Origin of the sequence: Paracoccus limosus (assembly GCF_009711185.1) — a bacterium.
GTDB lineage: Bacteria > Pseudomonadota > Alphaproteobacteria > Rhodobacterales > Rhodobacteraceae > Paracoccus > Paracoccus limosus.
The window spans coordinates 1-14,866 of record NZ_WMIF01000034.1; the positions used below are offsets into that span (position 1 = coordinate 1).

General features: G+C 66.8%; 15 protein-coding genes and 1 tRNA gene. 8 read left to right on the forward strand and 8 right to left on the reverse strand.

Translation table 11 applies throughout. The annotated features are described in order from the left end of the window. Window positions 1-571: 571 nt before the first annotated feature. From catA to GL279_RS16980, 3 genes are all read right to left on the reverse strand, one after another. A complete protein-coding gene (catA, locus tag GL279_RS16970; protein ID WP_155065816.1) occupies window positions 572-1,510 on the reverse strand; it encodes a catechol 1,2-dioxygenase in 939 nt (312 codons plus the stop codon). Between the two features lie 65 nt (window positions 1,511-1,575). Further along, entirely contained in the window at window positions 1,576-1,866 is a 291-nt protein-coding gene (gene catC / locus GL279_RS16975) for a muconolactone Delta-isomerase (RefSeq protein ID WP_155065817.1), read from the reverse strand. 11 nt (window positions 1,867-1,877) lie between these two features. Then, the gene (locus GL279_RS16980; protein ID WP_155065818.1) at window positions 1,878-3,047 is read right to left on the reverse strand and encodes a muconate/chloromuconate family cycloisomerase; all 1,170 of its coding nucleotides are present in this window, start codon (window positions 3,045-3,047) and stop codon (window positions 1,878-1,880) included. Window positions 3,048-3,211: 164 nt separating this feature from the next. Here GL279_RS16980 and GL279_RS16985 point away from each other — a divergent pair, with 164 nt between their 5' ends. The 5 genes from GL279_RS16985 to GL279_RS17005 all read left to right on the forward strand — a co-directional run bounded on the left by GL279_RS16985 (window position 3,212) and on the right by GL279_RS17005 (window position 8,476). Then, window positions 3,212-4,147 (forward strand): LysR family transcriptional regulator, encoded by a 936-nt coding sequence (locus GL279_RS16985; protein WP_155065819.1) that lies wholly within the window; start codon window positions 3,212-3,214, stop codon window positions 4,145-4,147. A 112-nt stretch (window positions 4,148-4,259) separates the two neighbouring features. After that, complete coding sequence (locus GL279_RS16990; protein ID WP_155065820.1) at window positions 4,260-6,014, forward strand: alkaline phosphatase; 1,755 nt, start codon at window positions 4,260-4,262, stop codon at window positions 6,012-6,014. A gap of 63 nt (window positions 6,015-6,077) precedes the next feature. After that, window positions 6,078-6,533 (forward strand): hypothetical protein, encoded by a 456-nt coding sequence (locus GL279_RS16995; RefSeq protein ID WP_211371357.1) that lies wholly within the window; start codon window positions 6,078-6,080, stop codon window positions 6,531-6,533. 9 nt (window positions 6,534-6,542) lie between these two features. Then, window positions 6,543-7,226, forward strand: coding sequence for an ABC transporter ATP-binding protein (locus tag GL279_RS17000; protein WP_155065822.1), 684 nt, complete (start codon window positions 6,543-6,545; stop codon window positions 7,224-7,226). After that, complete coding sequence (locus GL279_RS17005) at window positions 7,226-8,476, forward strand: ABC transporter permease (RefSeq protein ID WP_155065823.1); 1,251 nt, start codon at window positions 7,226-7,228, stop codon at window positions 8,474-8,476. The genes GL279_RS17000 and GL279_RS17005 overlap by 1 nt, the downstream gene beginning before the upstream one ends. A 104-nt stretch (window positions 8,477-8,580) precedes the next feature. On the opposite strand, the gene GL279_RS17010 is transcribed toward GL279_RS17005, so the two are convergent. Beyond that, entirely contained in the window at window positions 8,581-8,841 is a 261-nt protein-coding gene (locus tag GL279_RS17010) for a DUF2171 domain-containing protein (RefSeq protein WP_155065824.1), read from the reverse strand. A gap of 151 nt (window positions 8,842-8,992) precedes the next feature. Here GL279_RS17010 and GL279_RS17015 point away from each other — a divergent pair, with 151 nt between their 5' ends. Together GL279_RS17015 and GL279_RS17020 are read left to right on the forward strand one after the other, a co-directional pair. Then, window positions 8,993-9,868, forward strand: coding sequence for an MBL fold metallo-hydrolase (locus GL279_RS17015; RefSeq protein WP_155065825.1), 876 nt, complete (start codon window positions 8,993-8,995; stop codon window positions 9,866-9,868). A gap of 90 nt (window positions 9,869-9,958) precedes the next feature. Beyond that, window positions 9,959-10,618, forward strand: coding sequence for a Crp/Fnr family transcriptional regulator (locus GL279_RS17020; RefSeq protein ID WP_155065826.1), 660 nt, complete (start codon window positions 9,959-9,961; stop codon window positions 10,616-10,618). Between the two features lie 6 nt (window positions 10,619-10,624). Here the strand turns inward: GL279_RS17020 and GL279_RS17025 are convergent, their stop codons facing one another. The 3 genes from GL279_RS17025 to GL279_RS17035 all read right to left on the reverse strand — a co-directional run bounded on the left by GL279_RS17025 (window position 10,625) and on the right by GL279_RS17035 (window position 11,783). Then, window positions 10,625-11,038: a DUF6691 family protein gene (locus GL279_RS17025; RefSeq protein ID WP_155065827.1), complete on the reverse strand. Its 414-nt coding sequence runs from the start codon at window positions 11,036-11,038 to the stop codon at window positions 10,625-10,627. Window position 11,039: 1 nt separating this feature from the next. Beyond that, window positions 11,040-11,471, reverse strand: a complete 432-nt coding sequence (locus GL279_RS17030) for a YeeE/YedE family protein (protein ID WP_155065828.1) — start codon at window positions 11,469-11,471, stop codon at window positions 11,040-11,042. A gap of 237 nt (window positions 11,472-11,708) precedes the next feature. Then, window positions 11,709-11,783, reverse strand: a tRNA-Glu gene (locus GL279_RS17035). Window positions 11,784-12,070: 287 nt separating this feature from the next. On the opposite strand from GL279_RS17035, the gene GL279_RS17040 reads away from it, so the two are divergent. Then, on the forward strand, window positions 12,071-13,801 hold the full coding sequence (locus tag GL279_RS17040; RefSeq protein ID WP_170294011.1) for a glycosyltransferase 61 family protein: 1,731 nt from the start codon (window positions 12,071-12,073) through the stop codon (window positions 13,799-13,801). An 18-nt stretch (window positions 13,802-13,819) separates the two neighbouring features. On the opposite strand, the gene GL279_RS17045 is transcribed toward GL279_RS17040, so the two are convergent. Next, the gene (locus GL279_RS17045; protein WP_155065830.1) at window positions 13,820-14,854 is read right to left on the reverse strand and encodes a GlxA family transcriptional regulator; all 1,035 of its coding nucleotides are present in this window, start codon (window positions 14,852-14,854) and stop codon (window positions 13,820-13,822) included. Window positions 14,855-14,866: the final 12 nt, after the last annotated feature.

Sequence of the window (14,866 nt, forward strand, 5' to 3'; positions counted from 1 at the left end):
AGAAGCCGTCCAAATGGCCGCCCATTTTGCCGTCTCGTTCCAAGCCAACACCTCCGACGTTCATGCGCACGGAGATTGGCCCGTTCAGATCACCAGCGGCAGGAGGGGATCAGCGTCGCGCTTACCAATTTTCAACCTAAACTCCGGCTGTCTTTAGCCAGAGTTTGGCGTTGGTGAGAGAGAAGCTGACACAAATAGAGCCTTTGGCGCTTTCGTGCAGTCGGGATGTCGCAAACGGTCCTGCCTGCCGCCGGCCGTGATCATGCGCCGGGCAGGGTGATGCGCAGATGGGCTGGGCGAGACTCGCCAGAATGTCGACCGATGCGAGTGAAAAGCCGGAGTTAAGCGGGAAGGCTAGAAAGGCCGAGTGATGTCAGAGCCCGGCGGCATCATCCTTGCGGCGCGCCTTGCCGGGTGCAGGGGCGTCTGTTTGTCGCCGTCTTATTTGGATGTCTCGCGCGGGTGCTTCCGGCCACGCCAGCGCGCGGGGTGCCCTTTCCCGCAAAGGCCGGTCGTGCGGGAAAAGACGGTTCTGGGCTGGCAGTGCCCCGGGGGGCGCCGCCATATCCGGTCAGGCAGCGGCGCGGCGACGCGCTTCGTTGATCTGGTTGTCGACGCCATCGATCAGCGTGGTCAGGTGGATGTCGAACTCGATCTCGGCAAAGGGCGTGTTCAGGCCGTTGGCGTGGATGCTGGCCTCGTCCTCGCGCTCGATGACATGCGGCACCAGCCCCTCGCGGGTGGCATAGGCAAAGTCGTCGTTGATCAGCGGGTCGCCCTCGATGTTGATCTGGGTGGTCAGCTTGCGATGGCCGGGGGCGCTGACGAAGAAATGGATATGCGCCGGGCGCTGGCCGTGCCGGCCCAAAGCGGTCAGCAGCTGTTCGGTCGGGCTGCCGGGCGGCACGCCATAGCCGCTGGGCAGGATGCTGCGGAATTTATAGCGCCCCTCGTCATCGGCGATGATGGTGCGGCGCATATTGAACGGCGCCTGCTTTCCGGTGGGGTCGAAATGCGAATAGAAGCCGCGGGTGTCGCAATGCCAGACCTCGACCGTGGCACCGGGCAGCGGCTTGCCGTCGGCGCCGCGCACCACGCCATGCATGATCAGCGTGTGACCATCGGTGTCGGTGCCGTCGTCCAGCCGGGCAAAGCCGGTCGAGACCGGGGCGCCGGCGACATAGAGCGGGCCTTCGATGGTGCGCGGCGTCGGGTTGTCGATCCCCAGCGCGGCGTCGATAGCGTCCAGCCGTTCGTCCAGGAAATGGTCGACCCCCAGCCCGGGCGAGATCAGCCCTGCCTGCCCGCGCGCGCCTAGTTCGTTCAGCCAGGCCACGCCAGTCCAGTATTCGTCGGGAGTGATGTTCAGATCGTCGATGGCCTTGAACAGGTCCGACATCAGCCGGTGGGTGATTTCTTTCATGCGCGGGTTGCCAGCACCGTTGTTCAGGCCGCTGAGTTCGTTCAGGAATTCCTGAACGTCGGGCCGGTCGAAAATCTGGACTGTCATGGTTTCCTCCTGGATTCGGTTGGGGATCGGCGCGACCCTCTCTGCCGCGCCGTGGGATAGGCGGGTCAGCTGTCGTCTTCGCGGATGGCCGAAGGGTGGCGCAGCAGCGGCGTCACCGTGACCTGCATGAAGGGAAACAGCGGCAGGCCCGACAGGATCGCGTGCAACTCGGCATTGTCCTGCACGTCGAAAATGCTGAAATTCGCGTATTCGCCGGCCAGCCGCCAGATGTGACGCCATTTGCCGCTGCGCTGCAGCTCTTGCGAATAGGCCTTTTCACGGGCGAGGATCTCGGCGGCCTGCTCGCGCGGCAGGTCATGGGGGATCTTCACATCCATCCGGACATGGAACAGCATCTCGGGTCTCCTCAGATGGTCTTGCGGTCAAAGCCGTCGCGGGCAAAAAAGGCGATGCGCTCTTCGTCCAGCGCGATGCCAAGGCCGGGGCCGGCGGGCACCGTCAGTTCGAAATCGCTATAATCCAGTGGCTCGCACAGGATTTCCTCGGTCAGCAGCAGCGGCCCGAACAGCTCGGTCCCCCATTGCAGATTGGCAAAGGTCGCAAAGACATGGGCCGAGGCGATGGTGCTGACCGCGCCCTCCAGCATGGTGCCGCCGTAAAGCCCGATGCCGGCGGCATCGGCGATGGCGGCGACGCGCTGGGCGTTGAACAGGCCGGCGCATTGCTCGATCTTGACGGCAAAGACATCGGCGCCGTGGCTGCGTGCCAACTCGAAGGCCGATTCCGGGCCGCTAAGCGATTCATCGGCCATCAGCGCCAGCGGAAAGCGCCGCACCAGCCGCCCCAGCGCCGCCGCCGAGGCCACCGGCTGTTCGACCAGCTCGCAGCCGGCATCGGCCAGCGCCGCCATGCCAAGCGCGGCCTCGGCTTCGCTCCAGGCCATGTTGACATCGACGCGCACGGCGGCGCGGTCACCCAAGGCGCGCTTGATCGCGGCGACATGGGCGATGTCCTGACGCAGCTCGCGCGCCCCGATCTTGAGCTTGAAGATGCGGTGCCGGCGGCGGTCCAGCATCTCTTCGGCCTCGGCGATGTCGCGGGCGGTATCGCCCGAAGCCAGTGTCCAGGCCACCGGCAGCCGGTCGCGCCGGCGCCCGCCCAGCAGTTCGCTGACCGGCAGGCCCAGCCGCCTGCCATGCGCATCCAAGAGCGCCGTTTCGATGGCGCTTCTGGCAAAGCGGTTGTCTTTGACCATCTTGGCGATGCGCGCCATCAGCGCCTGCACGCGGGTCGCATCCTGTCCGATCATCAGCGGCGCCATATAGCGGTCGATGGCCAGCTTCATGCTTTCGGGGCTTTCGGCGCCATAGGCGAGACCGCCGATGGTGGTGCCCTCGCCCATGCCGGTGATGCCGTCACTGCAACTGATGCGGACCAGCATCAGGGTCTGGCCGTTCATCGTGGCCATCGCAAGCCGGTGCGGCCGGATGGTCGGCAGGTCGATGATCACCGTCTCGACCCGGGTGACGACGGGCGTTGCGGTGGCGGCGGTTTGGGGGGCGAATGACTGGTTCATGGCACCAATCTGCCGTGCCGTGCGGGCCGCGGTCCAACACCGTTTGGGTTTGTAACCATACCTGAAAGATATAGTATGGGAAAAACATGGCCGATTCCGGGGCTTCCGGGTCGCGGGCATACCCGAAGAGCAGCGTCTGGCACCGTCGCCGGCAAGGGGGCAGGATGGATCTGCGGCAGTTGCGCTATTTCGTTGCCGTCGCACGCGAGCGGAATTTCACCCGCGCCGCGCAGATGCTGAACATCGCCCAGCCGCCGCTCAGCCGCCAGATCCAGCTGCTGGAAGAGGAACTGGGCGTCACGCTGATCCTGCGCAGCAGTCGGCCGATCCGGCTGACCGACGCCGGGCGGCTGTTCTATGAGCAGGCGTTGCAGATCCTCGGCCGCGTCTCGCAGATGAAAGAGGCGACGCGGCGCGTGGGGATGAACCGCAATCCGGTGCTGTCCATCGGTTTCGTCGCCTCGACCCTATATGGCGGCCTGCCGGTGCTGGTCCGAAACCTGCGCCGCAATGCCCCCGAGGTGGATATCCAATTGCTGGAAATGCTCTCGATCCAGCAGATCCCCGCGCTCAAGGAGGGGCGGATCGACATCGGCTTTGGCCGGCTCCGGCATAGCGACCCCTCTATCATCAGCACCGTGCTGCGCGAAGAGCGGCTGGTGGCGGCGCTGCCCTGCGATACCGCGCTGGCGCATGACAGCGGGCCGATCCCGCTGTCGGCGCTGTCCGGGCAAAAGCTGATCGTCTATCCCAAGGAACCCCGGCCCAGCTATGCCGACCACATCATCAACCTGCTGTTGGCCGCGGACGTGCAGCCCGCCGAGGTGCTAGAAGTGCGCGAGATCCAGTCGGCGCTGGGCCTCGTGGCGGCCGATTCCGGGATCTGCGTGATCCCGGCCTCGGCGCAGCAGATGCGCGCGGATGTGCGCTACCGGATGATCGAAGGCCCGCGCGCCAGCTCGCCGGTGATCCTCTATCACCGCGCCGGCGATGCCTCGCGCTATGTCGAGCTGGTGATGCGGCTGATCCGCGACATGTATGCCGACCACCCGGCATGGCTGACCGATCACAACCTGCGCATGCCGATCACCGATCACTAGCCGGTCCCGGTCGCTGCGGCGCAAATAAACTCCGGATAGTCATGCTGCTGTCGTTAAACGACGTTAGCCGCTGCATGAGCCCGCTGCTCTGCACGACATTCAAGAGGCATTCATGCGTATCCTTATCGCCGCACTGGCGGCCAGCACCGCTTTCACCAGCGCCGCCATCGCTGCCGAGATCTATCCGATCGACCGCGCCACCATCCTTGCGAAATCGCCCTTTGACTTCAAGGTCGAGCTGGACGCCGTCTATGGCGAAGGCGACATTCAGGTCACCGTGAACGGCAAGCCCTATGCCGAGGTCTTTGGCAAGCCCGCCGAATATGTCGCCGAAGAAAAAGGCAAGGAAGACAAGGTTCTGGGCTCGGCCCTGATCCTGCGCGACCTCGCTTTGGCGACGCCGGGCGACTATACCGTCGAGGTCAAGGCCGGCAATGAGACGAAATCGGCCACCTGGCAGGTCTATGGCACCTCCGAGGTCGCCAAGGCCAAGAACGTGATCTTCCTGATCGGCGACGGGCTGTCGGTGGCGCACCGCACCTCGGCGCGCATCATGTCCAAGGGCATGACCGGCGGCAAGGCCAACGGCCGCCTGGCGATGGACGATCTGGACCACATGGCCTTCATCGGCACCTCCTCGACCCATTCGATCGCGACGGATTCGGCCAATACCGCCTCGGCCTACATGACCGGCCACAAGAGCCGCGTGAACGCGCTGGGCGTCTATGCCGACCGCACCCCGGCCACCCTTGACGATCCCAAGGTCGAGACCATCGCTGAGGCGCTGCGCCGCACCACCAAGAAATCCATCGGCGTCGTCACCACCGCCGAGGTCGAGGACGCCACCCCGGCGGCCGTCGTCTCGCACACCCGCAAGCGCAGCGACAAGGCCGAGATCGTCGGCATGCTCTATAACGTGCAGCCCGATGTCCTGCTGGGCGGCGGCTCGGCCTATTTCCTGAAATCCGACGTCCCCGGCTCGAAGCGCAAGGACGACAAGGATTACATCAAGATGTTCGGTGACGCGGGCTATACCATCGCCACCACCGGCACCGAGCTGGCCGCCTCGGCCGGCACCAATACCGGCAAGATCCTTGGCCTGTTCCACACCGGCAACATGGACACCTGGCTGGACCGCAACGAGCTCAAGAAGGGCACGGTCGAGAAATTCCCCGACCAACCCGGTCTGGTCGACATGACCCAGGCGGCGCTGGGCCAGCTGTCCAAGAACCCAGAGGGCTTTTTCCTGATGGTCGAGGCTGCCTCGGTCGACAAGATGTCCCACCCGATGGACTGGGACCGCGCGGTTCTGGAAACCGTCGAGCTGGACCATGCCGTCGCCGTGGCCCGCGATTTTGCCGCCAAGAACCCCGACACGCTGGTCGTGGTCACGGGCGACCATACCCATGGCGTCTCGCTGATCGGCACCATCGACACCCAGAAAGAGGGCACCGACATGCGCGAGAAGGTCGGCGTCTATGACGATGCCGGCTTCCCCGACTATGTCGATGCCAATGGCGACGGCTATCCCGAAAGCGTCGACGTGAAACGCCCGCTGGCGCTGTTCTCGTCGAACTTCCCGGATTACTATGAAACCTGGGGCCCGAAACTGGACGGCCCCTTTGTTCCGGCGATCCAGGATGGCGAAGGCAAATATGTCGCCAACGAGGCCTATAAGGACGTCCCCGGTGCCGTGCTGCGCGTGGGCAACCTGCCGCGCGAGAACGACACCGCCGTCCATGCCGTCGATGACATCGTGCTGCAGGCCACCGGTCCGGGCGCCGAAGCCTTCAAGGGCTACATGGAGCAGTCGGACGTCTACAAGGTTCTGGCGGATGTCTTTGCTCTCGACGCCCCGCAGAAATGAGTTCTGATCCCCGCGGCTGCCCGGATCCCTCCGGGCGGCCGCATCCCTTTCATGGAGGATAGCATGTCCCAGATCCTGACCCGCCGGTCCTGCCTGGCCACGCTGGCCGCCGGAATGTCGCTGGCCACGCTGCGCCCGGCCCGGGCCGCCACGCCTGATCTTTCCTTTGGCGAGCTTTACGGCTCGTTCAGCGCGCTGGGCCTTGAGTTTTCCGACAAGGTCAAAAAGCTGACCGGCTCGCGCGTGACCATTCAGGGCTTCATGGCCCCGCCGCTCAAGGCGGAAAGCGCGTTTTTCGTGCTGACCGAGATCCCGATGGCGCTGTGCCCGTTCTGTTCGACCGATGCCGATTGGCCCGACAATATTCTGGTCGTCTATCTGGACGGCAAGCAGACCTTTACCGATCCCAACCAGCGTATCGAGGCCGCCGGGATGCTGGAGCGCGGTTCGTGGACCGATCCCGACACCGGCTTCGTCAGCCAGCTGCGCCTGCGCGACGCGCGGTTTTCGACGATCTGACCGGCCGGCATGCTGTCCTTGCATCTTTCCGGGGTCGAGGTCCGGTTTCCCGGCCTCGACAGCCCGGCGTTGACCATTCCCGACCTGCGCCTGCCTGCTGGTGGGCGCGTTGCGGTGGCCGGCCCTTCGGGCTCGGGCAAATCGACGCTGGTGAATGTGATCACAGGGCTTGAACGGCCCAGCCGGGGCGAGGTGCGTTGGGACGGCACCGATATCGCGCGCCTGTCCGAATCCGCGCGCGACCGCTGGCGTGGCGCCAATGTCGGCCTGATCATGCAGGATTTCCATCTGTTTCCCGGCCTGACCGCGCTGGAAAACGTGCTGTTGCCGGCGCGGCTGGCGCGGGTGGCCAATGCGGCGCTGGTGGCGCGGGCGGGCGAGCTTTTGGCACAGGTCGGGCTGCAACGCCCCGGCCAGCGCACCGGCACCATGTCGCGCGGTGAAATGCAGCGCGTCGCCGTCGCCCGGGCGCTGCTGCGCCGCCCCGGCGTCATCATCGCCGACGAGCCGACCGCCAGCCTTGACCCCGCGCATGGCGCGGCGATCGGCGCCTTGCTGACCGGGCTGGCCGCCGACAGCGGCGCGACGCTGATCGTGGTCTCGCATGATCCCGCGCTGATCCAGCGCCTGCCGCGCCGGATCGCGCTGGCCGGCGGTGAGGTCCGCGACGATGCCATGGGGGTGACAGGCTGATGCTGCGGTTCATTCTGGCCGATCTGGGCCGCATGAAGGCCGGTGCCGTGGTGATCGTGCTGCTGATCGCGCTGGCCGTGGCGCTGGGGCTGGGCGTCAGCCTGTCCGAGCGCGCCCTGCGTCTGGGCAGCGCGCGGGCCTCGGACAAGTTCGATCTGGTGATCGGCGCGCCCGGCTCTGAAACGCAACTGGTGCTGTCGACGGTGTTTCTGCAACCCGCCGCGCTGCCGCTGGTGTCAGGCGATGTGCTGGCGGCGCTGGCCCGCGACCCCCGCGTCAGCTGGGCCGCGCCGGTCGGCTTTGGCGATTTCCATCGCGGCTGGCCGGTGATCGGCACCACCACCCAGCTGGTCGAAAACACCGCGCCGGGTCTGGCCGAGGGCCGGATCTTTGCCGCCGAAGGCGAGGCGGTGATCGGCGCGACGGTCGGTCTGGCGGTGGGCGACGCCATCCGCCCGACCCATGGCGAGCTGTCGCGCGGCGGCCATGACCATGAGGATGTGAGCTATCGCATCACCGGGCGGCTACAGGCGACCGGCACCCCTTGGGACCGGGCCATTTTGGTGCCGATTCAGGCGGTCTGGCATCTGCACGGGCTGGAGACGGGCGCCGGGCACGATGACGCGCCCGCCGAGGCGCATGATGAGCATGAGCACGGCCATGGTTTCGACGCCGATGCGCCCCTGACCGAAGCATGGCAGCCGGGCGAGGTGCCGGGCCTGCCCGCGATTCTGGTCAAACCCTCCAGCATCGCCAATGCCTACAAGCTGCGTCAGGAATACCGCCAGCAGGGCGGCACCATGGCGGTCTTTCCCGCCGAGGTGCTGACCAGCCTTTACGGCACGCTGGGCGATGCCCGGCAGGTGCTGGCGGCGGTGGCGGCGGCGACGCAGGGGCTGGTCGCGGCCGCGCTTTTGCTGGTGACCATGGTCCATATCGGCCAGCGCCGGCGCCAGATCGGCGCCCTGCGCGCGCTGGGCGCGCCGCGTGGCGCCATCTTCGCCCTTGTCTGGGCCGAGCTTTTTGCGCTGATCGCGGCGGGGATTGTGCTGGGGGTGCTGGGCGGCTGGCTGGCGGCCAGCTATCTGGGCCGTCTCGTCACCGCACGGCAGGGTTTTCCGCTGCCGGTCGAATTCAGCGCGGGCGATCTGGCGGGGCTTGCCATTCTGGCGGGGTTCGGGGCGCTGATGGCGGCGCTGCCGGCATGGATCGCCTATCGCCAGTCGCCGGCGGCCAGCCTGCGGCAATAGTCCACGCGGACGCCGATCCTGCCCGGCTGCACCAACCTGGCGGGCGCAGCCGGGCGGGACCGGTCGCGACCCGGACCCCGCCGGGCGCGGCCCCTGTCATCGGCTCAGGCCGGCTTGCCGTCCTTGTCCTGTTCTTCCAGATAGCGCACCAAGGCGGCATCGGCGGCCATCCAGACCTTGCCATCCTCGGTCGAGCCAACATCGTTCAGCGGCAGATAGCGGGGCTGCGGCGTGGTGATGCCATGCGCGGCATCCTTGCGCTTCAGCCGGATCCGGCCGGCCTCGATATGGTCCACGTAACCGACATGGACGCCATCGGCGCCGACGACCTCGGCCCCTTCCTGAATTCGACTGGCATCGACCATGACACGCTCCTGCTGTGTTTCCCTTGGCTGCCCGGTCAACCCGCGACGGACGGCGCGGGTTCCGCCGGTGCCGCGCTTGGTGATCTAGTCACCGTCGACGCGGGGCCCGCTGCGCCAGACCGGGGCATCCATTCCGGCCATCGAGGACAGCATGACAGACGAACACCCCCATCCCGAGGTCACCGGCTTTTTCGATCCGGCGAGCAATACGATTTCCCATGTCGTCCGCGATCCGGCCTCGGACGCCTGTGCGATCATCGATCCAGTGATGGATCTGGACTATGCCGCCGGCCGCATCGGCCATGCGCAGGCCGACCGGATCATCGCCCATGTCACCCGCCACAAGCTGCGCGTCGAATGGCTGATCGAGACCCATGTCCATGCCGATCACCTGTCGGCCGCGCCCTATATCCAGTCGGTGCTGGGCGGCAGGTTGGGCATCGGTGCGCAGATCACCACGGTCCAGCAGACCTTCGGCAAGATCTTTAACGAGGGCACGGCATTCCAGCGCGACGGCAGCCAGTTCGACCGGCTGTTTCGCGACGATGAGACCTATCATCTGGGCCGGATGGAATGCCGCGCGCTGCACACCCCCGGCCATACGCCCGCCTGCATGACCCATGTCATGGGCGATGCGGCCTTTGTCGGCGATACGCTGTTCATGCCTGATGCCGGCTCGGCACGGGCCGATTTTCCGGGCGGAGACGCCGGCACGCTTTACGATAGCATCCAGAAGGTGCTGGCCCTGCCGCCCGAGACGCGGCTGTTCATGTGCCACGATTACGGCCCGAACGGGCGCGAGATCCGCTGGGAAACCACCGTGGCCGAGGAACGGGCCCGCAACATCCATGTCGGCGGCGGTCGCAGCCGCGAGGAATTCATCGCCTTTCGCACCGCCCGCGACGCACAGCTGGACATGCCGCGCCTGATCATCCCGTCCTTGCAGGTCAATATGCGGGCCGGCGAACTGCCGCCCGCCGAGGAGAATGGCGCGCATTACCTGAAGGTGCCGGTCAACCTGCTGTAGGGCGCCGTGCTGCTGGCCTTGGCTCGCGAGATCTGGAAAGACTGCGAGGCGCTGGCGCCATAATGCAGCCAAGCCGCAAGGATGACCGACATGGCACAAGACGATTGGACCGCGCTGTTTCCCGGTCTTGCCCAGATGCCCGAGCGGCTGCGCGATCAGCTGCTGGCGCGGGCGCGGGTGCAGGTGCTGCCCGAAGGCCGGCGGCTTTTTGGTCCCGGACAGGCCCCGACCGCGTTGGTGCTGGTGTTGCGGGGCAGCGTGCGCGTCCAGCAGACCGGCGAAAGCGGGCGCGAGATCACGCTTTACCGCGTGCAGGGCGGCGAAAGCTGCGTGCTGACGGCGGCCTGTCAGCTGGCCTATCAGGATTATCAGGCCGAGGGCATCGCCGAGACCGAGGTCACCGCCGCGCTGGTGCCGCGTCAGGATTTCGACGAGTTGGTCGCCGCCTCGGCCGAGTTCCGGCAGCTGATCTTTGGCGCCTATGCCCGGCGGATGTCGGATTTGTTCACGGTGATCGAGGAAGTGGCCTTTCGCCGCGTCGACATGCGGCTGGCGGCGCTGTTGCTGAAAGAGGCGCGGCAGGGCGTGGTCACGGCTACCCATCAGGCATTGGCGGTCGAGCTGGGCACGGCGCGCGAGGTGGTATCGCGCACCCTGCAGGATTTCGCGCGGCGCGGCTGGATCGGGCAGGCGCGGGGCACGGTGCAGCTGACCGCCCCCGCGGCGCTGGAGCGGCTGGCGCGGGGCTGACCCGGCCTAGCCCGCGCGCCTGAGCGCCCGCGCGATCAGGAGGCCGCCGCCGAGGGCCGCGACGAACAGCAGCGCCTCGGACCGGAGGGTGCCAAGCGCGGGCAGCGCGCCGCCGGGGCAAAAGCCCGCGATGCCCCAGCCGATGCCAAAGGTGATCGAGCCTGCGACCAGTTTCAGGTCGATGCGCCGGGTGTCGGGCAGCTGAAAGGCGGGCGCCAGCGCCGGCCTTTGCCGCGCCAGCACCAGCCGGTAGCCGGGGACGGCCACCGCCAGCGCCCCGGCCATGACCAGCGCAAGGCTGGGATCCCAATCCCCGGCGAGGTCAAAGAAATTCAGCACCTTGGCCGGGTTGATCATCCCAGACAGGGCGATGCCGCTGCCAAAGATCAGGCCGATCAGCAGGGCGGAAAACAGGCGCATCTCAGGCTCCGATCAGGTGGCGGGTGACGTAGACGGTGGCAAAAGCCGCCGCCATGAAGCACAGGGTTGCGGTGATCGACCGGCGCGACAGGCGCGCATTGCCGCAGACGCCATGCCCCGAGGTGCAGCCGCCGCCATAGCTGACCCCGATCCCGACCAGCAGCCCGCCGCCGATCAGGCTGGCAGTCGGGACCGGAACCTGCAGCGATGGCCAGTCGCCCCAGATCAGGCGGATGCCCGCCGGGGCCAGAACCATGCCCAGCAGCAGCGCCGCCCGCAGCGACCAGTCGCGTGGATCGCCCCGGCGCAGCAGGCCCGACAGGATGCCGGTCACGCCAAGGATGCGGCCATGCAGCGCCATCAGCAGCACGGCGGCCAGCCCGATCAACATGCCGCCGCCGAATGAGGCAAAGGGCGTAAAGCTGGTGCTCATGCCGGCCCCGCGCCGCTTGGGGTTGCCAGCCGGGCAGCCGGCTGCGTCATGCCGGGGGGCGGATCATCGGGGGTTCTGGTCATGGGCTGTGCCTCGCGCTTGGTTCGGTCTCCTGATGCCACGGGCCGGTGCCGCCGTCGGTGACTAGATCACCGTGGCGCACCGTGGCCGGGCATGGCCTGCGCAGGCGAACGCCTGCCCCGGAAAGGGCGAAATGCTTCAAGGAACAGGGAAAAATGGCAGCCCGTAGGGGAGTCGAACCCCTCTTTTCAGGTTGAAAACCTGACGTCCTAACCGATAGACGAACGGGCCACACGCTGCCCTGCGGCTTTAGGCCAGCGGGGCAGCGACCGCAAGGGGAAAGCGCAAATCTCTTGTGGGTAACTGACTGGCCCGGATTCCGCGCGCCAAGCCGGGTCGAATTTGCAGGCAATTTACGGCAGTCATCAGAGAAATATGGATATTTTATAACGATTTCTGCCGGGTCTGGGCTAGGCGGTTGACCTTGGTCGTGGCTTGGGGGATGCTGGCGCCGGCAGACCCGGGGGCGTCGCGATGCCGCAATGCCGGCCTGGTCTTGGCAGATGGCGGGGACAGGCGTGAGCAGGCACAGGGAATCGGTCGTTTTTCTGGCGCCGGGCGTCGATGACGGCTTCATGCCCGTCGAGCCCGAGCGGTCCGACCTGCAACCCCGCTACGCGCCGCCGGCATGGTTGGGGGCAGTCGTCGCCAGCAGCCATCCCGAACAAAGGCTGGATCTTTATCGGTTCATCCGCAATTTCCGCGACAACCGCACGGCCCGGCAATGCGTGGTCTTCAGGTCCATTCCGGTGGTGGTCGAGGATCTGGACTATCGCGGCAAGATCCCCAGCGTGTCGGGCCGGGTGCTGCTGGCCGGCGCCTCGGCGATGCGGGTGCGCATGAAGCTGGCCAAGCTGCATCCCGAGGACGCGATCGAGGCCGATCTCGAGGCCCAGCGGGTCACCGGCGGCGCGGCGGCGCGGCGGCTGGCGCGCCAGTCCGGGCTTGGCGGCGACGAACGCCGGCTGCCCTTTGTGATCGAATGCCGGAATTTCTTCAATTTCTACCACTTTACCACGGAATCGCTGATCTATTTGCAGATGTATCGCGATTACGGGCTGCAGGGCGAAATCTGCATGATCACCTCCAGCCGGAAACCGGCCAAGGCCTTCGTGCAGCGCGCGGTGCGGGATTTCTTTCCCGAGCTTGCCGGCCGCGTGCGTTACCTTGCCGGCCCGGTCCGGTTCGAACGCGCGATCATTCCCTTCAATACCAACCATCTTTATCATCAGGCCGATGCGCGGCTGATCGAGGATATCGAGGTCAAGGCAGGCTTTGCCGCCGCCAGCTCTGCCGGGGCTCTGCGGGCGCCGCGAATGGATCACTACAAGATCATTTATAACAACAGCCGCGACGGCTATCTGGACCGCCACCGCGCCGCCGTGCTGCGCGATCTGCCGCCGGAGGCGGCGGACATCGGGCGGAGGCTTTATGTCGGGCGCAGGCCGGGGGCGGGCAAGGACCGCGCCCTGCTGGGCGAAGAGGCGCTGCGCGCGATGCTGCGGCGCCATGGCTTTCGCGGTGTCTATCTGGAGGATCTGTCGCCGCGCGAACAGGCCGGGCTGTGCCATTCGGCCGAGATCTTCCTGTCGGCGCATGGCGCGGCCTTTGCCAACATGCTTTATGCCCGTCCCGGCGCCTGGTTCGTCGAGCTGAGCCACCTGCAGACGGCGCGGCACCGCTTCGGCGATTTCAACATGCATGCGGCGGTCTCGGGGGCGCGGCATCTGCATTTCTTTGCCGATCACGCCTTGGGCGAAGGCGGCGGCGTGCCCAGCATGGAGGATGACGGCCATGCCGGTATCTCGCTGTCCGATGCCGCCATCGACCGGCTGGAGGGACTGGTGGCGATGCTGACCGATCCTGCCGGCTATTCGCGGTTCTATCGCGGCATCGGCGCGGCGCTGGAACGGGGCGAGGCGGCCACGGTTTTGGGCATGGTTGCGGGCTCGGCCTATCGGCTGGGCTGCGCGCGCAGTCAGGCCATCGCCGCCGAGGCCTGCCTGCTGCTTGGCGATCCGGTCGGAGCGCTGGAGCATCTGCGCCAGGCGCTCGAGATCGCGCCCTATCGCGCCGATCTTTGGCAAAAGCGCCATGATCTGGCGCTGCAGCTGGGGTTGGGCGATGAGCTTTTGCACACGCGCCACGAGATGGCCGCGTTCCGGCCGTTCCGCGCGCTGCGCTGGCAGGGCGACCGCAGCGGCGCCCTGCTGATCCAGCGTCAGAGCCGGGGTCAGGACCGGGGTTGACCCCGGGCCATGGTGGCCTCAGGGCTCGGCGAATGTCTCGGCGCCACCGCGTTCCTGCCGCCAGATGTCGGGGGTGGTGCCCTCGGTCTCGCGGAACACCCGGATCAGATGCGAGGCGTCGCAAAAGCCGGTTTCCTCGGCGATGCGGGTCACAGTGCGATCGGTGCGCGCCAGCAGCATCCGCGCCTGTGCCAACCGGATGCGGACCGAGGCATCTGCCGGCGGAATGCCCAGATCGGCGTTGAAATGCCGTTCCAGCTTGCGCCGGCCGACGCCCAGATCGCGGGCGATGCGGTCGATGGGCAGCGGCGCATGCAGGTTCTGCTGCATCGCCAAAAGCGCGCGGCGCACCAGCGGGTCGCGGGCCGTCAGCTCCAGCGGCAGGCCGGGCTGCGGCCGGTCGCCGGCCATCGGCTCGTCGATCATCAGGATCGACAGCGCCTTGCGCGCGGCGGCGCGGCCCAGATGGCGGTCGACCAGAAAGGCCGCCAGGTGTGCGGCACTGACCCCGCCCGAACAGGACAGCCGGTCGCGGTCCACGACGAAGATCTGGTCTGAAACCGGACGCATCTTTTCGAATTCGGCCAGAAAATCCTGATGGTGGAACCAGCTGACGCAGCAGCGATAACCGTCCATCAGCCCCAGCCGAGCCAGGGCAAAGACCCCGGTGCAGATTCCAGTCAGCACGACCTTGGCCGCCGCCGCCCGCTGCAGAAAGGCATTCTGTTCCGGCGACAGCCCGGCGCCGCCGTCTATCAGCCCGCCGACGACGATGATATAGTCAAAGCGCGTCGGATCGCCCAGCCGCTCTTCGGTCTCGATGCGGATGCCGCATGAGGACTGGACCGGCGCCATGTCCGAGGACAGCACCGTCCAGCGACATCGGATCGGGCGCGAGCCGTCGCCGTCATCGGCGGCCAGTCGCAGCACGTCGATGAAATTGGCAAAGGCCGACAAGGTAAAGCGCGGCGCAAGCATGAAGCCGATGCGCAGCCTTGGGCTGGCCGGTTGCTGACGGGTCGGAAGGGGCTGGCAGTCTGCGGGCTCGGACATGACGCGAATCGA